The following is a 21444-nucleotide window of genomic DNA, read 5'->3' on the forward strand; positions in this document are numbered from 1 at the left end:
TTGTCAGCTTAGGCCTTGGCTGCCACGACCATTTTCTTCGCGTGGGCCAGCGACTCCTTGGTCAAGTCGATACCGCCAAGCATCCGTGCCACTTCTTCCACGCGTTCCGATTTGTTCAGCTTGGACACGGCGGTGTGTGTTGCATCGCTGCCTCGTACCTTGTGCACGAATAAATGCTGATGCCCTTGTGCCGCCACTTGCGGTAAGTGAGTCACTGTCAGCACCTGACCCCTGTCCCCCAGACGGCGTAACAACTGGCCAACAATTTCTGCGGTCGGCCCGCCAATACCTACGTCCACTTCATCGAATACCAGTGTCGGTACCCGGGAAGTTTGCGCGGTGATGACCTGAATGGCCAAGCTGATACGCGACAGTTCACCGCCGGATGCCACTTTGGCGAGTGCCTTGAGTGGCTGCCCGGGGTTGGCGCTTACCAGCAGCTCTACCTGCTCCAGGCCGTGGGGTTGCAGTTCGTTGTTGGCATTGGCGCGCAATTCAATGGTGAAGCGACCGCCGGGCATGCCCAGGCGCTGAATCTCCAGCTCCACTGCGCTCGCCAGGCCGGTCGCGGCTTGCTGGCGCAGGTCGCTCAGTTCGCGGGCCTTCTCTTGATAGTGACGGGCGAACGAGGCGAGTTCATCGGCCAGCCGCTCAATGGATTCGTCGTTGGCATTCAGGGTTTCGATTTCATCCAGCAGCTTTTGCTGCATCGTCGCCACTTCAGTGGGCTGGATCCGGTGTTTGCGCGCCAGGGTATAAATGGTGTCCAGACGTTCCTCTATTTCCTGCAGGCGAGAAGGGTCGGCATCGAAGTGGTCCAGAAAGCGATTCAACTCGCCGACGGCTTCTTCTACCTGGATCTGCGCACTGGTCAGCAGTGTGGTGGCTTCGCTCAGCGAGCCCGACGCATTATTCACGCTGGACAGCCGGTTAAGGCTCGCCGTAAGTGCGTTGAGCACATTGCCGGAGTCGCTCTCGCTGCATTGCTCCACCACCTGACGGCAGATACCCAGCAGGGTTTCGGCATTGGTGAGGTTTTTGTGCTCCTGCTCGAGTTGTTCCAGTTCGGTCTCGCCAAGGGCCAGGCTTTCCAGCTCTACAAGCTGATAGCTGAGCAATTGATGGCGAGCGCGCTGTTCGTCGCCGGAGTTAGACAGCCGCTCCAGCTCCAGGCGTGTCTGGCGCCAGCGTTGTGCGGCCAACTGGACTTGACGGGCGAGGTCGGTAGCGCCGGCATATTCGTCAAGCAGGCGGCGATGGGTGTCGGTTTTCAGCAGGGATTGGTGTTCGTGCTGGCTGTGGATGTCGATCAGTAGTTCGCCCAGGGCCTTGAGGTCGCCAAGGGGGCAGGGCGTGCCATTGATATAGCCACGGGAGCGCCCTTCGGCGGTGATCACGCGGCGCAGGATGCACGGCCCTTCATTGTTCAGGTCGCGCTCGGCCAGCCAGGCTTCGGCCTCGGGAATGTCTGCCAGGTCGAAGGTCGCAAGGATGTCGGCTTTGTCGGCGCCAGGGCGTACCACGCCGCTGTCGGCGCGGTCGCCCAGCGTGAGGCCCAGGGCGTCGAGCATGATCGACTTGCCGGCGCCGGTTTCGCCTGTGATTACGCTCATCCCGCGATCCAGTTCGAGATCCAGGTGTTCAACGATGGCGTAGTTATGTACGGACAGGTGCACGAGCATGAAGGTCGCTCCCAGGCTTTAGGTCTGGTTATTTATACAGTGTTTTGTTCCGGGCTGACAATCCTGCTGCTTAGCTCGATTTGCTTGGTTACTTGCCTTTTTTAGCGCCGTAAGGAATCACTGCGCAGGAATTGATCCAGGTCATGGAGAGACTTTTGATAACGCGCGTGCACTTGAACCCTGAAATTGTGGCCCCATATACCGGAACAGAAGCGCGAGTTGAGTTCGCGCATGATTTTGAAAGGAGAAATCTATGGCTGACGAACAGACGCAGGATACGCAAACTCCAGACGCCACCCAGGCTGCCTCGGAAGACCTGGGCGCTCGCGTGCTGGTGCTCGAGGAGCAGTTGGCCGCCGCGCAGGATCAGTCTTTGCGTGTTGCCGCCGATCTGCAAAACGTCCGCCGCCGTGCCGAGCAGGATGTCGAGAAGGCTCACAAGTTCGGGCTGGAAAAATTCGCCGGTGACTTGCTGCCGATCATCGACAGCCTGGAGCGTGGCCTTGAGTTGTCCAACCCTGACGACGAAAACATCCGTCCGATGCGTGAAGGGATCGAGCTGACCCTGAAAATGTTCCAGGACACCCTGAAGCGTTATCAGTTGGAAGCCATCGATCCGCAAGGCGGCGAACCGTTCAACGCTGAGCACCACCAAGCCATGGCCATGCAGGAAAGCCATGACTTGGAGCCCAACAGCGTATTGAAAGTGTTTCAGAAGGGTTATCAGCTTAACGGTCGCTTGCTGCGCCCGGCGATGGTGGTGGTGAGCAAGGCTCCTGCACCGGTTTCACCTTCTATTGATGAGCAGGCTTGAAATCCACCGCTCAGCCCCCATCTATAAGTCAAGCGTTTAAGTGCTACCGCAGTTAGCCACCACTGCTGCGGCAACCAAATTCAAGTTTCGGGAGAGTAAATCATGGGCAAAATTATCGGTATTGACCTGGGGACCACCAACTCCTGCGTCTCCGTGCTGGAAAACGGCGTTGCTAAAGTTATCGAAAACGCCGAAGGCGCGCGTACCACGCCGTCGATCATTGCTTACGCCAACGACGGCGAAATCCTCGTCGGTCAGTCGGCCAAGCGCCAGGCTGTAACCAACCCGCACAATACCCTGTACGCGGTAAAGCGTCTGATCGGTCGTAAGTTCGACGAAGAAGTCGTACAGAAAGACATCAAGATGGTTCCTTACAAAATCGCCAAGGCTGACAACGGTGATGCATGGGTTGAAGTAAACGGCCAGAAAATGTCGCCGCCGCAGATCTCGGCTGAAATCTTGAAAAAGATGAAGAAAACCGCCGAAGACTACCTCGGTGAAACCGTGACTGAAGCGGTGATTACCGTTCCGGCCTACTTCAACGACAGCCAGCGCCAGGCGACCAAAGACGCCGGCCGCATCGCGGGCCTGGACGTTAAACGTATCATCAACGAACCTACCGCAGCTGCTCTGGCTTACGGCATGGACAAGGCCAAGGGCGACCACACTGTGATCGTTTATGACCTGGGTGGCGGTACCTTCGACGTCTCCGTGATCGAGATCGCTGAAGTAGACGGCGAGCACCAGTTCGAAGTGTTGGCCACCAACGGTGACACGTTCCTGGGTGGTGAAGACTTTGACATTCGCTTGATCGACTACCTCGTTGACGAATTCAAGAAAGAAAGCGGCATGAACCTCAAGGGTGACCCGCTGGCGATGCAGCGCCTGAAAGAAGCCGCTGAGAAAGCCAAGATCGAGCTGTCTTCCGCTCAGTCGACCGACGTTAACCTGCCGTACATCACTGCAGACGCTACCGGTCCTAAGCACTTGAACGTGAAGATCTCGCGCGCCAAGCTGGAAGCGCTGGTCGAAGACCTGGTTCAACGCACCATCGAACCTTGCCGCATCGCGCTGAAAGACTCCGGCATCGACGTTGGCTCGATCAACGACGTGATCCTGGTAGGCGGTCAGACCCGTATGCCACTGGTTCAGAAGCTGGTGACCGAGTTCTTCGGCAAAGAAGCTCGTAAAGATGTGAACCCGGACGAAGCTGTTGCCATGGGTGCTGCTATCCAGGGTGCGGTACTGGCCGGCGACGTGAAAGACGTGCTGCTGCTGGACGTCAGCCCGTTGACCCTGGGTATCGAAACCATGGGCGGCGTGATGACTGCGCTGATCGAGAAAAACACCACGATTCCGACCAAGAAATCCCAAGTGTTCTCGACTGCCGACGACAACCAGGGCGCTGTGACCATTCACGTGCTGCAAGGTGAGCGTAAGCAAGCGGCTCAGAACAAGTCCCTGGGCAAGTTCGACCTGGCCGAGATTCCACCAGCACCACGTGGCGTGCCACAGATCGAAGTGACCTTCGACATCGACGCCAACGGCATCCTGCACGTCGGCGCGAAAGACAAGGCTACCGGCAAAGAGCAGAAGATCACCATCAAGGCCAACTCCGGTCTGTCTGATGAAGAAATTCAACAGATGATTCGTGATGCTGAAACCAACGCCGAAGCCGACAAGAAGTTCGAAGAGTTGGCCGGTGCCCGTAACCAGGGCGACGCGCTGGTTCACTCGACGCGCAAAATGATCGCTGATGCTGGCGACAAAGTGACCGCTGAAGAGAAGGCCGCGATCGAAGCTGCAGTGGTTGCCCTGGAAGCCGCCGTCAAAGGCGACGACAAGGCTGCCATCGAAGCCAAGGTTGAGGAGCTGTCGAAAGTTTCCGCGCCGGTCGCTCAGAAAATGTATGCCGAACAAGGTCAGCCAGCTGACGGTGCTGCGCAACAGGCAGAGCCTGAAGCCAAGCACGACGACGTTGTCGATGCCGAGTTCGAAGAAGTCAAAGACCAGAAGTAAGTTGGTCGCCCGGTTGACCGCTATCAAGCGGTGACTGGTAGGATGTCGCCGCGCGGGAGCTTGCTCCCGCGTTGGCGTGTCTGGGGTATGCGAATTTTTACAGCATGCGACAAGCGTCGGATGCTGGCGGTGTGATCGGAGATGCTCCTGCTTTCCGAGCATTAAATACCGCGTTTTTGGCCGGGTACCTGGCTAAAAGCAGTAATGACCAGGATCGTTGAATTGACGTGAGTTGGGTCCGGGCCTGTATTGGGGCTCAACGAGTTTGGCAAGGCTCAGGAGGGTCTGGCTGAACGTCCTTAAGAGTGCAAAGACTTATGGCAAAGCGTGACTATTACGAAGTGTTGGGTGTGGAGCGTGGCTCCAGCGAGGCGGACCTGAAAAAGGCTTACCGTCGCCTGGCGATGAAGCACCACCCGGACCGTAATCCGGATAGCAAAGAATCCGAAGAAATGTTCAAAGAGGCCAATGAGGCCTACGAATGCCTGTCTGATCCCAACAAACGTGCGGCCTACGATCAGTATGGCCATGCCGGTGTCGACCCGAGCATGGGTGGCGGCGGTGCGGGTTTTGGCGGTCAGAACTTCTCCGATATTTTCGGCGACGTTTTCAGCGACTTCTTCGGCGGTGGCCGGGGTGGCCAGCGTGGCGGTGCCCAGCGTGGCAGCGACCTGCGCTACACCCTCGAGCTGAACCTGGAAGAGGCTGTGCGAGGCACCAGCGTCAATATCCGCGTACCGACGCTGGTCAATTGCAAGCCGTGCGACGGTTCGGGGGCCAAGAAGGGCTCCTCGCCAATTACCTGCCCGACCTGTGGCGGTATCGGCCAGGTCCGTATGCAGCAGGGCTTCTTCTCGGTGCAGCAAACCTGCCCGCGTTGCCATGGCCAGGGCAAGATCATTTCCGATCCGTGCGACTCCTGCCACGGCGAAGGCCGTGTAGAAGAGTACAAGACCCTGTCGGTGAAAGTGCCGGCGGGCGTGGATACCGGTGATCGTATTCGCCTGTCGGGCGAGGGTGAGGCTGGCACGCAGGGTGGCCCTACGGGCGACCTGTATGTGGTGATCAGTGTGCGTGAGCACTCGATCTTCCAGCGCGATGGCAAGCACCTGTTCTGCGAAGTGCCGATCAGCTTTGTCGACGCGGCTCTGGGTGGCGAGCTGGAGATTCCGACCCTCGATGGTCGGGTCAAGCTCAAGATCCCTGAGGGGACGCAGACCGGCAAGCAGTTCCGCATTCGTGGCAAAGGCGTTGCGCCGGTGCGTGGGGGTGGTGCGGGTGACCTGATGTGCCGTGTAGCGGTGGAGACCCCGGTGAACCTGGGGCGTCGTCAGCGTGAACTGCTCGAAGAGTTCCGCAGCTCGTTGGAAGGCGATGACTCCCATTCGCCGAAAACCACCGGTTTCTTCGACGGTGTGAAGCGCTTCTTCGGCGATCTGTAAGGAGTGAGTATGCGACGTATAGCCGTAATGGGCGCAGCCGGGCGCATGGGCAAGACGCTGGTTGAGGCGGTGCAGCAGCGCTCGCCGGCCTCCGGGCTGACTGCGGCCATCGTGCGCCCGGGCAGCACGTTGATCGGTGCGGACGCCGGTGAGCTGGCTTCGCTTGGGCGTATCGGCGTGTCGTTGTCGAGCAGCCTGGAGCAGGTGGCCGATGAGTTCGATGTGTTGATCGACTTCACGCTGCCGGACGTGATGCTGAAAAACCTGGCCTTCTGCCGCAAGGCCGGCAAGGCCATGGTGATTGGTACCACGGGCTTGAGTGCTGAGCAGAAGCAGCTGCTGGTGGATGCCGGCAAGGACATTCCTATCGTCTTTGCTGCCAACTTCAGTGTCGGCGTGAACCTGTCGCTCAAGCTGCTTGATCTGGCGGCGCGTGTACTGGGTGATGAGGCGGATATCGAGATCATCGAAACGCATCACCGCCACAAGATCGACGCGCCGTCAGGCACCGCGCTGCGCATGGGCGAGGCAATTGCCGATGCGCTGGGTCGGGACTTGTCGAAAGTCGCGGTTTACGGTCGTGAAGGGCACACCGGCGCGCGTGCGCGTGACACCATCGGCTTTGCCACCGTGCGCGGTGGTGATGTGGTCGGGGATCACACCGTGCTGTTCGCCACCGAGGGCGAGCGCCTGGAGATCACGCATAAGGCCTCCAGCCGCATGACGTTTGCCAAGGGGGCGGTACGTGCTGCGCTCTGGTTGGACGGTCGTGAGGCAGGCTTGTATGACATGCGTGATGTGCTGGATCTGCACTAATCAGTAGCTAAAACGGGGCCTCAGGATTATCCTAAGGCCCCGTTTTTACCCGCTAAGCGACGTCCTGTCGCATTCTCCTGCCTTTAAGGCTCATTAGCGGTGGACCAAAAAAGCCTTTTTCTGTAAGCTACAGCTTTAGTGTGTCCACTAAAAGCGCGCAGAATAATTCAGTGAAGAAGCGGGGTGACGTGTCCATACGTCACTCCGCTTTTTTACAACCTGCGATCGCCCTTTCAGGCTTTATTTACGGGAGGTCTTCTTGACTAAGCCAGCCATACTCGCCCTTGCTGATGGCAGCATTTTTCGCGGCGAAGCCATTGGAGCCGACGGTCAAACCGTTGGAGAGGTAGTGTTTAACACTGCCATGACCGGCTATCAGGAAATCCTTACCGATCCTTCCTACGCCCAACAGATCGTTACCCTCACCTATCCGCACATCGGCAACACCGGTACTACACCGGAAGACGTTGAATCTGATCGTGTGTGGTCGGCGGGCTTGGTCATCCGTGACCTGCCCCTGGTTGCGAGCAACTGGCGTAACACGATGTCGCTGTCCGATTACCTGAAAGCCAACAACGTTGTGGCGATCGCTGGGATCGATACGCGCCGCCTCACGCGCATCCTGCGTGAAAAAGGCTCGCAGAACGGCTGCATCATGGTCGGTGACAATATTTCCGAAGAAGCAGCGATTGCTGCAGCGCAAGGCTTCCCTGGCCTGAAGGGCATGGACCTGGCGAAAGTCGTCAGCGTCAAAGAGAAGTACGAGTGGCGCTCCACTGTCTGGGACTTGAAAACCGACAGCCACGCGACCATCGACGCCAGCGAGTTGCCTTATCACGTTGTCGCTTATGACTACGGCGTTAAGTACAACATCCTGCGCATGCTGGTCGAGCGCGGCTGCCGCGTCACCGTCGTACCGGCGCAAACGCCGGCGAGCGACGTACTGGCGCTGCAGCCGGACGGCGTGTTCCTGTCCAACGGCCCGGGTGACCCTGAGCCTTGCGACTACGCCATCCAGGCGATCAAGGACGTGCTGGAAACCGAGATTCCGGTATTCGGTATCTGCCTCGGTCACCAGCTGCTGGCCCTGGCCTCCGGCGCCAAAACCCTGAAAATGGGCCACGGCCACCACGGTGCCAACCACCCGGTACAAGACCTGGACACTGGCGTTGTAATGATCACCAGCCAGAACCACGGTTTTGCGGTAGACGAAGCAACCCTGCCGAGCAACGTTCGCGCCATTCACAAGTCGCTGTTCGACGGTTCCCTGCAAGGCATCGAGCGCACCGACAAGAGCGCGTTCAGCTTCCAGGGCCACCCTGAAGCGAGCCCGGGCCCGAACGACGTAGCGCCGCTGTTCGATCGTTTCATCAATGAGATGGCCAAGCGACGCTGACTGAGCGGCTTGCGGGCGGCCCCGAATTTCGGCGGCCCCCGCAGGCTCTTCAAAGATTGTCCAAGACGGCTTGCCGACTGACCTGCGGATTTGAGTGACAAACCCATGCCAAAACGTACAGACATAAAAAGCATCCTGATTCTCGGCGCTGGCCCGATCGTGATCGGCCAGGCCTGCGAGTTCGACTACTCCGGCGCCCAGGCTTGCAAGGCCCTGCGCGAGGAGGGCTACCGCGTCATCCTGGTGAACTCCAACCCAGCCACCATCATGACCGACCCGGACATGGCTGACGCTACCTACATCGAGCCGATCAAGTGGCAGACCGTTGCCAAGATCATCGAGAAAGAGCGCCCGGACGCACTGCTGCCGACCATGGGCGGCCAGACCGCTCTGAACTGCGCCCTGGACCTGGAGCGCGAAGGCGTTCTGGAAAAGTTCGGCGTAGAGATGATCGGTGCCAACGCCGACACCATCGACAAGGCTGAAGACCGCTCGCGTTTCGACAAGGCCATGAAGTCCATCGGCCTGGATTGCCCGCGTTCCGGTATCGCCCACAGCATGGAAGAGGCCAACGCGGTTCTCGAAAAGCTGGGCTTCCCGTGCATCATCCGTCCGTCGTTCACCATGGGCGGCACCGGTGGCGGTATTGCTTACAACCGTGAAGAATTCGAAGAAATCTGCGCCCGTGGTCTGGACCTGTCGCCGACCAAAGAGCTGCTGATCGACGAGTCGCTGATCGGTTGGAAAGAGTACGAAATGGAAGTTGTCCGCGACAAAAAGGACAACTGCATCATCGTCTGCTCGATCGAAAACTTCGACCCGATGGGTGTGCACACCGGTGACTCGATCACCGTTGCTCCGGCACAAACCCTGACGGACAAGGAATACCAGATCATGCGTAACGCCTCGTTGGCGGTACTGCGTGAGATCGGCGTTGAAACCGGCGGTTCCAACGTCCAGTTCGGTATCTGCCCGGACACCGGCCGTATGGTCGTGATCGAGATGAACCCGCGCGTATCGCGTTCTTCGGCGCTGGCATCGAAAGCTACCGGCTTCCCGATTGCGCGCATCGCTGCCAAGCTGGCGATCGGTTACACCCTGGACGAGCTGCAAAACGAAATCACTGGTGGCGCTACACCGGCGTCCTTTGAGCCGTCGATCGACTACGTCGTGACCAAGCTGCCACGTTTCGCCTTCGAAAAATTTGCCAAAGCTGACGCACGCCTGACCACTCAGATGAAGTCGGTCGGTGAAGTCATGGCCATCGGCCGGACTTTCCAGGAATCCCTGCAGAAAGCCCTGCGCGGCCTGGAAGTAGGCGTTTGTGGCCTGGACGAGAAGCTCGACCTGAGCAACCCGGAAAGCATGAGCGTGCTCAAGCGCGAGCTGACCGTGCCGGGCGCAGAGCGTATCTGGTACGTGGCTGACGCCTTCCGTGCCGGCCTGAGCGTCGAAGATATCTTCGGCATGAACATGATCGACCCGTGGTTCCTGGTGCAGATCGAAGATCTGATCAAGGAAGAAGAGAAGGTCAAGACCCTGGGTCTGGCCAGCATCGACCGCGACATGATGTTCCGCCTCAAGCGCAAAGGCTTCTCCGATCAGCGCCTGGCCAAGCTGCTGGGTGTGACCGAGAAGAACCTGCGCACGCATCGCCACAAGCTGGAGATCTTCCCGGTCTACAAGCGCGTTGACACTTGCGCGGCCGAGTTCGCCACCGATACTGCGTACTTGTACTCCACCTACGAGGAAGAGTGCGAAGCAGCGCCGTCGGGCCGTGACAAGATCATCATCCTGGGCGGCGGTCCTAACCGTATCGGCCAGGGTATCGAGTTCGATTACTGCTGCGTACACGCTGCTCTCGCCCTGCGCGAAGACGGGTACGAGACCATCATGGTCAACTGCAACCCGGAAACCGTTTCCACTGACTACGACACTTCCGACCGTCTGTACTTCGAACCAGTGACCCTGGAAGACGTGCTGGAAATCTGCCGCGTCGAGAAGCCAAAAGGCGTGATCGTCCAGTACGGCGGCCAAACCCCGCTGAAACTGGCGCGTGCCCTGGAAGCCGCCGGCGTGCCGATCATCGGCACGAGCCCGGACGCCATCGACCGCGCGGAAGACCGTGAGCGCTTCCAGCAAATGGTTGAGCGCCTGAACCTGCGTCAGCCGCCAAACGCCACCGTGCGCAGCGAAGACGAAGCCATCCGTGCGGCCAGCAAGATCGGCTACCCGCTGGTGGTGCGTCCGTCCTACGTACTGGGCGGCCGGGCGATGGAAATCGTTTACGAAGAAGAAGAGCTCAAGCGTTACCTGCGTGACGCGGTGAAAGTGTCCAACGACAGCCCGGTGCTGCTGGACCACTTCCTCAACTGCGCCATCGAAATGGACGTGGACGCTGTTTGCGACGGTACCGACGTGGTGATCGGCGCGATCATGCAGCACATCGAACAGGCGGGCGTTCACTCCGGTGACTCCGCATGCTCGCTGCCGCCGTACTCGCTGCCGGCGCACATCCAGGACGAGATGCGCGAACAGGTCAAGAAAATGGCCCTGGAGCTGGGCGTGGTCGGCCTGATGAACGTACAGTTGGCGCTGCAAGGCGAAGACATCTACGTCATCGAAGTCAACCCGCGTGCCTCGCGTACCGTGCCGTTTGTTTCCAAGTGCATCGGTGTGTCGCTGGCCATGATCGCTGCCCGTGTGATGGCGGGTAAGACTCTCAAGGAAATCGGCTTCACCAAGGAAATCATCCCGAACTTCTACAGTGTGAAGGAGGCGGTGTTCCCGTTCGCCAAATTCCCTGGTGTGGACCCGATCCTGGGCCCAGAGATGAAGTCCACCGGTGAAGTGATGGGTGTGGGCGACACGTTCGGCGAAGCATTTGCCAAGGCTCAAATGGGCGCCAGCGAAGTGCTGCCAACCGGCGGTACTGCGTTTATCAGCGTGCGTGATGATGACAAGCCACTGGTTGCAGGCGTGGCCCGTGATCTGATCAACTTGGGCTTCGAAGTCGTGGCTACCGCCGGGACCGCCAAGCTGATCGAGGCTGCCGGCCTGAAAGTACGTCGCGTGAACAAGGTGACGGAAGGCCGTCCGCACGTGGTCGACATGATCAAGAATGACGAAGTCACTCTGATTATCAACACCACTGAAGGTCGTCAGTCGATCGCGGACTCCTACTCCATTCGCCGTAACGCCCTGCAGCACAAGATCTACTGCACCACTACCATTGCTGCTGGCGAAGCCATCTGCGAAGCGCTCAAGTTCGGTCCGGAAAAGACCGTGCGTCGCTTGCAGGATCTACACGCAGGATTGAAGGCATGACCAAATACCCAATGACCGTCCAGGGCTTCAAGGCCCTGGAAGAGGAGCACGCTCACCTGACCAAGGTCGTACGTCCAAAGCTGAGCCAGGACATCGGTACGGCCCGCGAGCTGGGTGACTTGAAGGAAAACGCCGAATACCACGCTGCTCGCGAGCAGCAGGGTATGGTCGAGGCGCGGATCCGTGATATCGAAGGCCGCCTGCAGAATTCGGTGGTTATCGACGTGACGACCATTCCCAAGACCGGCAAGGTAATTTTCGGCACCACGGTGGAAATCGCCAACGTCGAGACTGACGAAAGCGTGGTCTACCACATCGTGGGTGAGGACGAGGCTGATTTCAAACTCGGCAAGATCTCCGTTGGATCGCCACTGGCCCGCGCCTTGATTGCCAAGGAAGAGGGCGATGTCGTGGCGGTGAAAACCCCTGGCGGCGTGATCGAGTACGAGATTGTTGAAGTTCGTCATATCTGAAAGACGGCGCCCGCTTCGTGCGGGCGCTATGCTTTGGCAGCTCTCCCAGATGCTTTGGGTAGGCGGCCTGTGGCTGTTGCATATTGGCGTTTTGCCGGCGCTGGGCCTGATTGGCCTGGCACCGTTGCTGATCGATGAGATCGATGGATTACTGAGTGCGTTGCTGGTGGGTTTTGCAGCGGCGTGCGTGACGATCCAGGCGTTGGTGCTGGTGAAGGCCGAAGGCTTGGGGAGTTTGTGGCGGGATATTCGCGGGCAACTGCTGTTGATGGCGCTGTATGCGTGTGTGATGTACTACATCGTGCATATCTGGCTGCCGGAAGCGTTGCGCTGGCAGTTATTCAGCTATCTTGTGCTAGGGTTCTCCGGCCTGGTGCTGGTTATACAGCCGGCACCGGGATGGAGTGGCGGGGCGCGCGAAGCACGCCCGTAACCCTTGATATCATTTGAAGCGATGAACGTTCGACAGTTGCTTGTTGACGCTGAAGTTCTTGCGATACAGCAGCGCCATCTTGCCGATGACCTGAACCAGGTCTGCTTTGCCAACCTTGCACAGTTCTGCAATGGCGGCCAGACGCGCTTCGCGGTCAAGGATGTTGACCTTGATCTTGATCAGTTCGTGATCGCCCAATGCGCGTTCAAGTTCGGCTAACACACCCTCAGTCAAACCGTTGTCTGCCACAATCAGAACTGGTTTCAGATGGTGGCCAATGGATTTGTACTGTTTCTTCTGCTCTTGAGTGAGCGGCATAATCTGACCCCTGCGTCTGATCTTGTAAAAAGCGGCGGCCAGTTTACCCGAGCGAGTCCGGGACCGCCCAGTTAATCACGACCCGTTTTATTTTTCGAGGTGGCCCGTGGCCCGTTCCAAAACTAGCCTTAAATGGCTGCAAGAGCATTTCAACGACCCTTACGTCAAAAAGGCGCAAAAGGACGGCTATCGTTCACGGGCCAGTTACAAGCTGCTGGAGATCCAGGACAAGGACAAATTGATCCGTCCAGGCATGAGCGTTATCGACCTTGGCGCGGCCCCGGGTGGTTGGTCCCAGGTGACCAGTCGTCTGATTGGTGGGCAGGGGCGCTTGATCGCCTCCGACATCCTGGAAATGGACAGCATCCCGGATGTGACCTTTGTTCACGGTGACTTCACCCAGGACACCGTGCTCGCAGAGATCCTTGAGGCTGTGGGAAATTCGCAGGTAGACCTTGTGATTTCCGACATGGCCCCCAATATGAGTGGATTACCGGCCGTCGATATGCCGCGCGCTATGTTCCTGTGTGAACTGGCACTGGATTTGGCGGGTCGGGTGTTGCGTCCGGGGGGTGATTTCCTGGTGAAAGTGTTCCAGGGTGAAGGTTTTGACGAGTACCACAAGAACATTCGCAAGTTGTTCGACAAGGTGCAGACCCGTAAACCCGACTCCTCCCGGGACAGATCTCGAGAGCAGTATCTGCTGTGCCGTGGCTTCCGCGGGGTTGAAGGCGCTGCAAGCGAAGAGCGTTTTTAAAGAATTGGAGGAGGGCGATAGGTTTTTTTATATCGCTTTCGTCATGAAGCTTTACGAATATTGTGTAGTCAAAGTTTCACAAAGGGTTACAGACGGCGCCTGCCAGTGGTGTAGGTAATGTAGTAAGTTAGGCCGGTGAATATCATGCGAAGCGCGCGCCAGTAGCGGAGCTTGCTTCAGAGGGTAGTTAATTGAACGATATGGCAAAGAATCTGATCCTGTGGTTGATCATCGCGGCTGTCCTGGTGACAGTGATGAACAACTTCTCCAGCCCTAACGAGCCGCAGACCCTCAACTATTCCGACTTCATCCAGCAAGTTAAGGATGGCAAGGTCGAGCGCGTAGCGGTTGATGGCTTCGTGATCACCGGCAAGCGCAACGATGGCGACAGCTTCAAGACCATTCGTCCGAACATTCCGGACAATGGCCTGATCGGCGACCTGGTGGATAACAAAGTTGTAGTCGAAGGCAAGCAGCCCGAGCAGCAGAGCATCTGGACTCAACTGCTGGTGGCCAGCTTCCCGATCCTGGTGATTATCGCCGTGTTCATGTTCTTCATGCGCCAGATGCAAGGTGGTGCGGGAGGCAAGGGCGGGCCGATGAGCTTCGGCAAGAGCAAGGCGCGCCTGCTGTCTGAAGACCAGGTGAAGACCACACTGGCTGATGTCGCGGGTTGCGATGAGGCCAAGGAAGAAGTTGGTGAATTGGTCGAGTTCCTGCGCGATCCAGGCAAGTTCCAGCGTCTGGGTGGTCGTATTCCTCGCGGCGTGCTGATGGTCGGCCCTCCGGGTACCGGTAAAACCTTGCTGGCCAAGGCGATTGCCGGCGAAGCCAAGGTGCCTTTCTTCACTATTTCCGGTTCTGACTTCGTCGAAATGTTCGTCGGCGTCGGTGCCAGCCGTGTTCGCGATATGTTCGAACAGGCCAAAAAACACGCCCCATGCATCATCTTCATCGATGAGATCGACGCCGTTGGTCGCCATCGTGGTGCAGGCATGGGCGGCGGTCATGACGAGCGCGAGCAGACCCTCAACCAGTTGCTGGTGGAGATGGACGGCTTCGAAATGAATGACGGCATCATCGTCATCGCGGCGACTAACCGCCCTGACGTATTGGACCCGGCGTTGCTGCGTCCAGGCCGTTTCGACCGTCAAGTGGTGGTCGGCTTGCCGGACATCCGTGGTCGCGAACAGATCCTCAAAGTGCACATGCGCAAAGTACCCATGGGTGACGACGTGGCTCCTGCCGTGATTGCCCGTGGTACCCCAGGCTTCTCCGGTGCCGACTTGGCCAACCTGGTGAACGAGGCCTCGCTGTTCGCCGCCCGTACCGGCAAGCGCATCGTTGAAATGAAAGAGTTCGAACTGGCAAAAGACAAGATCATGATGGGCGCCGAGCGCAAATCCATGGTCATGTCCGAAAAAGAGAAGCAGAACACCGCTTATCACGAAGCCGGTCACGCCATTGTCGGTCGCGTTGTGCCTGAGCATGACCCGGTCTACAAAGTGTCGATCATTCCTCGAGGCCGGGCGCTGGGTGTCACCATGTTCCTGCCGGAAGAGGACCGTTATAGCCTCTCCAAACGTGCGCTCATCAGCCAGATTTGCTCGCTGTACGGCGGGCGGATTGCCGAAGAGATGACCCTGGGCTTCGACGGTGTCACCACCGGTGCCTCCAACGACATCATGCGTGCCAGCCAGATTGCACGGAACATGGTGACCAAGTGGGGCTTGTCGGAAAAACTCGGTCCTTTGATGTATGCCGAGGAAGAAGGTGAAGTGTTCCTGGGTCGTGGCGGTGGTGGTCAGAGCGCCAGCTTCTCGGGTGAGACGGCCAAGCTGATCGACTCCGAGGTGCGCAGCATCATTGATCAGTGCTACGGCACGGCCAAGCAGATCCTGACTGACAATCGTGACAAGCTGGATGCGATGGCGGATGCGCTGATGAAGTACGAAACCATTGATGCCGATCAGATCGACGACATCATGGCGGGTCGTACACCGCGCGAACCTCGCGATTGGGAAGGCGGTTCGGGTACTTCCGGTACTCCGCCAGTGGTTCAGAACGAACGCCCGGAAACCCCGATCGGCGGCCCGGCAGCTGACCACTAAGGTTTGAAATGACTTCTGTGTTGTCCTCTACCCGGTTGCCTTGCGGCAACCGGGTTCTTGATTTGGCCCATACGCATGTTATGGGCATCCTCAATGTAACCCCCGATTCCTTCTCCGATGGCGGCCGTTTCAGTCAGCTGGATGCCGCATTGCGTCATGCAGAGGCAATGGTCGCAGCGGGTGCGACCCTGATCGATGTCGGCGGTGAGTCGACACGGCCTGGTGCTCGCGTCGTTTCGCCGGTGGAGGAGCTTGAGCGTGTGGCGCCGATTGTCGAGCGCATCGCGCGTGAGCTGGATGTGATCATATCGGTGGACACCTCCACCCCTGCGGTCATGCGTGAAACCGCGCGCCTGGGTGCCGGGCTGATCAATGACGTGCGTTCGCTGCAGCGTGATGGTGCTCTGGACGCGGCGGCGGCCACTGGCCTGCCGGTCTGTCTGATGCATATGCTGGGCGAGCCCGGCACCATGCAGAACGATCCGCACTATGACGATCTGGTTGGCGAGGTGAGTGATTTCCTGGCTGAGCGGATCGCTCAATGTGCTGCCGTGGGAATCGCACCTGAAAAGATCATCCTTGATCCCGGGTTTGGCTTTGCCAAGACCCTGCAACATAATTTAAGCCTGTTCAAGCACATGGAGTCGCTGCATGCCCTTGGTCGGCCCCTGTTGGTCGGTGTTTCACGCAAGAGCATGATAGGCCTGGCCCTGAATCGTCCTGTGGGTGAGCGACTGTACGGTGGTCTTGCGCTGGCGGCGCTTGCGGTGACCAAAGGTGCGCGGATCCTGCGCGTGCATGACGTCGCCGAAACCGTGGACGTGGTGCGCATGATCGCTGCTGTAGAATCTGCCGAATAAGAATGATGGAGTACTTATGACTAAAAAATACTTTGGCACCGACGGTATCCGTGGTCGGGTCGGCGAGTTTCCGATTACTCCTGATTTCATGCTCAAGCTGGGTTGGGCGGCAGGCATGGCCTTCCGCAGCATGGGTGCGTGCCGCATCCTGGTTGGCAAGGACACCCGGATTTCGGGTTACATGTTTGAGTCCGCACTGGAGGCCGGTTTGTCGGCAGCAGGTGCCGATGTAATGCTGTTGGGGCCAATGCCTACACCGGCGATCGCTTACCTGACGCGTACCTTTCACGCTGAAGCCGGTATTGTGATCAGTGCTTCCCACAACCCTCATGATGACAACGGCATCAAGTTCTTCTCGGGCCAGGGCACCAAGTTGCCGGACGAGATCGAGCTGATGATCGAAGAGCTGCTGGATGCGCCGATGACCGTGGTCGAGTCCAGCAAGCTGGGCAAAGTGTCGCGCATCAATGACGCGTCTGGCCGTTACATTGAGTTTTGCAAAAGCAGCGTGCCGAGCAGTACCAATTTTGCCGGTCTCAAGATCGTTGTCGATTGCGCTCACGGCGCGACCTACAAAGTCGCTCCAAGCGTGTTCAAGGAGCTGGGCGCCGATGTAACGGTACTGTGCGCGCAGCCGAATGGTTTGAATATCAACGAAAACTGTGGCTCTACCCACATGGAGCAGTTGCAAGCCGCCGTGCTTTCTGAGCATGCCGACCTCGGGATCGCCTTCGATGGTGATGGCGATCGCGTGCTGATGGTCGATCACACGGGGGCGGTGGTAGACGGTGATGATCTGCTGTTCATCATCGCTCGCGACCTGCATGAGCGTGACAAGCTGCAAGGCGGCGTCGTAGGGACGCTGATGAGCAACCTGGGGTTGGAGCTGGCCTTGGCTGATCTTGGCATCCCATTCGTTCGTGCGAACGTGGGCGACCGCTATGTAATTGCCGAGCTGCTTGAGCGTAATTGGCAAGTCGGCGGCGAGAACTCCGGGCATGTGGTTTGCTTCCAGCACACCACCACGGGGGACGCCATTATTGCCGCGTTGCAAGTGTTGCTGTCGTTGCGTCGTCGCAAGGAGAGCCTCGCCCAGGCGCGGCAGGCCCTGCGTAAGTGCCCTCAGGTTTTGCTCAATGTGCGTTTCGCCGGTGGCGAAAACCCGATCGAGCACCCAGCTGTCAAAGAGGCTTGCGAGCGCGTGACCCAGGCAATGGCGGGGCGTGGGCGGGTGCTGTTGCGCAAGTCCGGCACAGAGCCTCTGGTGCGCGTCATGGTCGAAGGTGATGACGAAACACAGGTTCGCGGCCATGCCGAAGACCTGGCAAAACTGGTAACTGAAGTTTGCACCTGAATTCGGCTTGCCAGTGATGATGTGGTTGGGTAACATCTGCGCCCACTTTGACCGACGAGGTACAGCATGCGTCGCACTATGGTAGCTGGTAACTGGAAGATGCACGGTACCCGCGCCAGTGTCGCTGAGCTGATCAACGGCCTTCGTCACTTGGCCTTGCCTAGCGGTGTTGATGTTGCGGTTTTCCCACCTTGCTTGCATATCACCCAAGTGGTTGATGGCTTGAAGGGTAAGTCGATTCAGGTCGGCGCGCAGAACTCTGCGGTGGAAGCCATGCAAGGTGCTCTGACGGGTGAGGTTGCGCCAAGTCAGTTGGTCGATGCGGGTTGTTCCTATGTGCTTGTCGGGCACTCCGAGCGCCGTCAGATGATGGGCGAGCGTGATGGGACACTCAATCGCAAGTTCGCAGCGGCACAGGCTTGTGGCTTGATTCCAGTGTTGTGCATAGGGGAGACCCTTGAGCAGCGTGAATCGGGCAAGACTCTTGAAGTTGTCTCGCGTCAGCTGGGCAGCATCATCGAGGAGCTGGGTGTTGGTGCATTTGCAAAAGCGGTAATTGCTTACGAGCCGGTCTGGGCCATTGGTACCGGGCTGACTGCTACACCGCAACAGGCGCAGGATGTGCACGCAGCCATCCGCGCGCAGTTGGCGGCAGAGAATTCTGAGGTCGCACAAGGTGTGCGGCTTCTATACGGCGGCAGCGTGAAGGCGGCCAATGCGGTCGAACTGTTCGGCATGCCGGATATCGATGGGGGGCTCATTGGTGGAGCTTCCCTGAATGCAGATGAGTTCGGTGCGATCTGTCGCGCCGCGGGAAACTGAAAAAATGCTGGAAACAGTCGTAGTCGTTTTTCATCTGTTGGCTGCTCTGGGCGTAGTTGCCCTGGTTTTGCTGCAACAGGGTAAAGGTGCGGATGCTGGTGCGTCTTTCGGTGCAGGTGCTTCAAATACTGTGTTCGGAAGCCAAGGTTCCTCTACCTTTCTTAGTAAGTTTACTGCTATACTTGCCGCCGGTTTCTTCATAACCAGCTTGGGGTTAGGTTACTTTGCTAAAGAGAAAGCTCATGTGCTGACTCAAGTAGGTCTCCCAAACCCAGCAGTGTTGGAAGTACCAAAAGCAAAACCGGCTTCTGATGATGTCCCGGTGCTTCAAGAGCAAAAGTCGGCTACTCCAGCGACTGACGTACCTCCAGCTCAAGAGCAGAAGTAAGAAGGGTTGTAAGCGCTGTATTGCCGAGGTGGTGGAATTGGTAGACACGCAACCTTGAGGTGGTTGTGCCCATAGGGTGTAGGGGTTCGAGTCCCCTTCTCGGTACCAATTATCAGGAGAGCCCGCTGTTGCGGGCTTTCTTGTAGGTGGAAGGTTACATTGACCCTGTAAGGGATCGGTCGTATACTTCCGCCCCAGCTTTGTCGCGGGGTGGAGCAGTCTGGTAGCTCGTCGGGCTCATAACCCGAAGGTCGTCGGTTCAAATCCGGCCCCCGCAACCAGTTTTAGCGGAGCCCCTTTTAAGGGGCTTTTTGTTAACTGGACACTTTCAACGCCGCTGTTCGACGGCGTTTCAAGGATGGGCGTTTCGCCCATTTTTTTATTTTGCACAGCATGCACATACATGCACGAGGGGGTTCAGGTGTCGAGCAAGCTAGAAGAGTTGCAGGCCTTGCTGGCCCCGGTGGTCGTGGCCCTAGGCTATGAATGCTGGGGTATTGAGTTTTCGGCTCAAGGTCGCCACTCAATGTTGCGCGTTTATATCGATAAAGAGGGCGGCGTGCTGGTGGACGATTGTGCCATTGTCAGCCGTCAGATCAGCGGCGTGCTGGATGTTGAAGATCCGATTTCCGTTGAATACACCCTCGAAGTTTCCTCGCCAGGCATGGAACGCCCACTGTTCACTATTGATCAGTTTGCAAAATTTGCCGGTGAACAAGTGAAGATCAAGCTGCGCTCCCCATTCGAAGGGCGACGCAACTTTCAGGGCCTTCTGCGCGGTGTAGAAGAACAGGATGTCGTGGTGCAGGTAGAAGACCATGAGTTCCTGTTGCCGATCGATATGATCGACAAGGCCAACATTATTCCCAGTTTTGACTGAGACGCGGATCCCGCGGATCCAATGGCTTGCGAAAGGCGAGGCGTACGATGAGCAAAGAAGTACTGCTGGTTGTTGAGTCGGTATCCAATGAAAAGGGCGTACCGGCAAACGTGATTTTTGAAGCGCTGGAGCTGGCCCTGGCCACTGCTACCAAAAAGCGTTTTGAAGACGAAGTTGATCTGCGTGTGGAAATCAACCGCCACACCGGTGCCTATGAGACGTTCCGTCGCTGGACGGTCGTCGAAGAAGCCGATCTTGATGATCCGGCCATCGAAACCTGGCCAAGCAAGGTTGCTGAAACGCACCCTGGCGCCAAGGTCGGTGATGTCGTCGAAGAAAAGATCGAATCGATCGAGTTCGGCCGTATCGCTGCACAGACCGCTAAACAGGTCATCGTGCAGAAGGTTCGCGAAGCCGAGCGCGCTCAAGTCGTTGACGCCTATCGCGAGCGCCTGGGTGAAATCATCTCCGGCACCGTGAAAAAAGTTACCCGCGACAACGTGATCGTCGACCTGGGCAACAACGCCGAAGCGTTGCTGGCTCGTGAAGACATCATCTCTCGCGAAACCTTCCGTGTCGGCGTGCGTCTGCGTGCGCTGCTCAAGGAAATCCGCACCGAGAACCGCGGCCCTCAGTTGATCCTGTCGCGTACCGCGCCAGAGATGCTGATCGAGCTGTTCCGTATCGAAGTGCCGGAAATCGCCGAAGGCCTGATCGAAGTCATGGCTGCGTCCCGCGACCCGGGTTCGCGTGCCAAGATCGCGGTCCGCTCCAAGGACAAACGCATCGACCCGCAAGGCGCTTGCATCGGTATGCGCGGTTCGCGCGTCCAGGCAGTGTCCGGCGAATTGGGCGGTGAGCGTGTGGATATCGTGCTGTGGGACGATAACCCGGCGCAGTTCGTGATCAACGCCATGTCGCCAGCTGAAGTGGCGGCAATTATCGTTGACGAAGATGCCCATGCAATGGACATCGCCGTTGGCGCAGACAATCTGGCTCAGGCCATTGGTCGTGGTGGTCAGAACGTGCGTCTGGCCAGCCAACTGACCGGCTGGACCCTGAACGTGATGACCGAATCGGACATCCAGGCTAAGCAGCAAGCTGAAACCGGTGACATCCTGCGCAACTTCATCGAAGAGTTGGAAGTCGATGAAGACCTGGCACAGGTGCTGGTAGATGAAGGCTTCACCAGCCTGGAAGAGATTGCCTACGTACCGTTGGAAGAAATGCTCAACATCGACGGCTTTGACGAAGACACCGTCAACGAGCTTCGCGCTCGGGCCAAGGATCGTTTGTTGACTAAAGCCATCGCTACTGAGGAAAAGCTGGCAGACGCCCATCCGGCCGAAGACCTGCTCTCGCTTGAGGGTATGGACAAGGATTTGGCGATGGAACTGGCGGTGCGCGGCGTAATTACCCGCGAAGACCTGGCCGAGCAGTCTATTGACGATCTGCTCGACATCGACGGCATTGACGATGATCGTGCCGGCAAGTTGATCATGGCCGCCCGAGCCCATTGGTTCGAGTAACTAGGCGCGGCCTGAGGAGAGAA

18 protein-coding genes and 2 tRNA genes are annotated in these 21444 nt (G+C 58.1%); 18 read left to right on the forward strand and 2 right to left on the reverse strand.

Going from position 1 to position 21444, the window contains the following annotated elements:
* Nucleotides 1-8: 8 nt before the first annotated feature.
* Nucleotides 9-1682, reverse strand: a complete 1674-nt coding sequence (gene recN, locus GIW02_RS08845; RefSeq protein ID WP_236410803.1) for a DNA repair protein RecN — start codon at nt 1680-1682, stop codon at nt 9-11.
* A gap of 253 nt (nt 1683-1935) precedes the next feature.
* On the opposite strand from recN, the gene grpE reads away from it, so the two are divergent.
* The 8 genes from grpE to GIW02_RS08885 all read left to right on the forward strand — a co-directional run bounded on the left by grpE (nt 1936) and on the right by GIW02_RS08885 (nt 12402).
* A complete protein-coding gene (gene grpE / locus GIW02_RS08850) occupies nt 1936-2496 on the forward strand; it encodes a nucleotide exchange factor GrpE (RefSeq protein ID WP_236410802.1) in 561 nt (186 codons plus the stop codon).
* Nucleotides 2497-2598: 102 nt separating this feature from the next.
* On the forward strand, nt 2599-4515 hold the full coding sequence (dnaK, locus tag GIW02_RS08855) for a molecular chaperone DnaK (RefSeq protein ID WP_116629308.1): 1917 nt from the start codon (nt 2599-2601) through the stop codon (nt 4513-4515).
* A 317-nt stretch (nt 4516-4832) separates the two neighbouring features.
* Complete coding sequence (gene dnaJ, locus GIW02_RS08860) at nt 4833-5957, forward strand: molecular chaperone DnaJ (protein ID WP_236410801.1); 1125 nt, start codon at nt 4833-4835, stop codon at nt 5955-5957.
* A 9-nt stretch (nt 5958-5966) separates the two neighbouring features.
* Nucleotides 5967-6773, forward strand: a complete 807-nt coding sequence (dapB, locus tag GIW02_RS08865; protein ID WP_236410800.1) for a 4-hydroxy-tetrahydrodipicolinate reductase — start codon at nt 5967-5969, stop codon at nt 6771-6773.
* A 259-nt stretch (nt 6774-7032) separates the two neighbouring features.
* Nucleotides 7033-8169 (forward strand): glutamine-hydrolyzing carbamoyl-phosphate synthase small subunit, encoded by a 1137-nt coding sequence (carA, locus tag GIW02_RS08870; protein ID WP_017139260.1) that lies wholly within the window; start codon nt 7033-7035, stop codon nt 8167-8169.
* A gap of 105 nt (nt 8170-8274) precedes the next feature.
* Nucleotides 8275-11496 carry a carbamoyl-phosphate synthase large subunit gene (gene carB, locus GIW02_RS08875; RefSeq protein ID WP_236410799.1) on the forward strand — a complete coding sequence of 1074 codons (3222 nt, stop codon included), beginning with the start codon at nt 8275-8277 and terminating at the stop codon, nt 11494-11496.
* Complete coding sequence (greA, locus tag GIW02_RS08880) at nt 11493-11969, forward strand: transcription elongation factor GreA (RefSeq protein WP_025857108.1); 477 nt, start codon at nt 11493-11495, stop codon at nt 11967-11969. Before carB ends, greA begins: the two co-directional genes overlap by 4 nt.
* A 28-nt stretch (nt 11970-11997) precedes the next feature.
* Entirely contained in the window at nt 11998-12402 is a 405-nt protein-coding gene (locus GIW02_RS08885) for an MFS transporter (protein ID WP_236410798.1), read from the forward strand.
* 9 nt (nt 12403-12411) lie between these two features.
* Here the strand turns inward: GIW02_RS08885 and GIW02_RS08890 are convergent, their stop codons facing one another.
* On the reverse strand, nt 12412-12720 hold the full coding sequence (locus tag GIW02_RS08890; RefSeq protein WP_017139256.1) for a YhbY family RNA-binding protein: 309 nt from the start codon (nt 12718-12720) through the stop codon (nt 12412-12414).
* A gap of 106 nt (nt 12721-12826) precedes the next feature.
* Here GIW02_RS08890 and rlmE point away from each other — a divergent pair, with 106 nt between their 5' ends.
* From rlmE to nusA, 10 genes are all read left to right on the forward strand, one after another.
* Nucleotides 12827-13477: a 23S rRNA (uridine(2552)-2'-O)-methyltransferase RlmE gene (gene rlmE, locus GIW02_RS08895; protein WP_065892263.1), complete on the forward strand. Its 651-nt coding sequence runs from the start codon at nt 12827-12829 to the stop codon at nt 13475-13477.
* Nucleotides 13478-13677: 200 nt separating this feature from the next.
* Nucleotides 13678-15588, forward strand: coding sequence for an ATP-dependent zinc metalloprotease FtsH (ftsH, locus tag GIW02_RS08900; RefSeq protein ID WP_236410797.1), 1911 nt, complete (start codon nt 13678-13680; stop codon nt 15586-15588).
* 8 nt (nt 15589-15596) lie between these two features.
* On the forward strand, nt 15597-16448 hold the full coding sequence (gene folP / locus GIW02_RS08905; RefSeq protein ID WP_236410796.1) for a dihydropteroate synthase: 852 nt from the start codon (nt 15597-15599) through the stop codon (nt 16446-16448).
* A 16-nt stretch (nt 16449-16464) separates the two neighbouring features.
* Nucleotides 16465-17802, forward strand: a complete 1338-nt coding sequence (gene glmM, locus GIW02_RS08910; protein WP_236410795.1) for a phosphoglucosamine mutase — start codon at nt 16465-16467, stop codon at nt 17800-17802.
* Between the two features lie 66 nt (nt 17803-17868).
* Entirely contained in the window at nt 17869-18624 is a 756-nt protein-coding gene (gene tpiA / locus GIW02_RS08915) for a triose-phosphate isomerase (protein ID WP_236410794.1), read from the forward strand.
* Between the two features lie 4 nt (nt 18625-18628).
* Nucleotides 18629-19012 carry a preprotein translocase subunit SecG gene (gene secG, locus GIW02_RS08920; RefSeq protein ID WP_010206600.1) on the forward strand — a complete coding sequence of 128 codons (384 nt, stop codon included), beginning with the start codon at nt 18629-18631 and terminating at the stop codon, nt 19010-19012.
* A 22-nt stretch (nt 19013-19034) separates the two neighbouring features.
* Nucleotides 19035-19120, forward strand: a tRNA-Leu gene (locus GIW02_RS08925).
* A 96-nt stretch (nt 19121-19216) separates the two neighbouring features.
* Nucleotides 19217-19293: transfer RNA gene (locus GIW02_RS08930), tRNA-Met, on the forward strand.
* Between the two features lie 140 nt (nt 19294-19433).
* Nucleotides 19434-19892, forward strand: coding sequence for a ribosome maturation factor RimP (rimP, locus tag GIW02_RS08935; RefSeq protein ID WP_003235029.1), 459 nt, complete (start codon nt 19434-19436; stop codon nt 19890-19892).
* Between the two features lie 47 nt (nt 19893-19939).
* Nucleotides 19940-21421, forward strand: coding sequence for a transcription termination factor NusA (nusA, locus tag GIW02_RS08940; protein ID WP_025857112.1), 1482 nt, complete (start codon nt 19940-19942; stop codon nt 21419-21421).
* Nucleotides 21422-21444 lie beyond the last annotated feature (23 nt).

It is taken from the genome of Pseudomonas syringae, assembly GCF_021606685.1.
In the GTDB taxonomy this organism is placed as follows: domain Bacteria; phylum Pseudomonadota; class Gammaproteobacteria; order Pseudomonadales; family Pseudomonadaceae; genus Aquipseudomonas; species Aquipseudomonas syringae_R.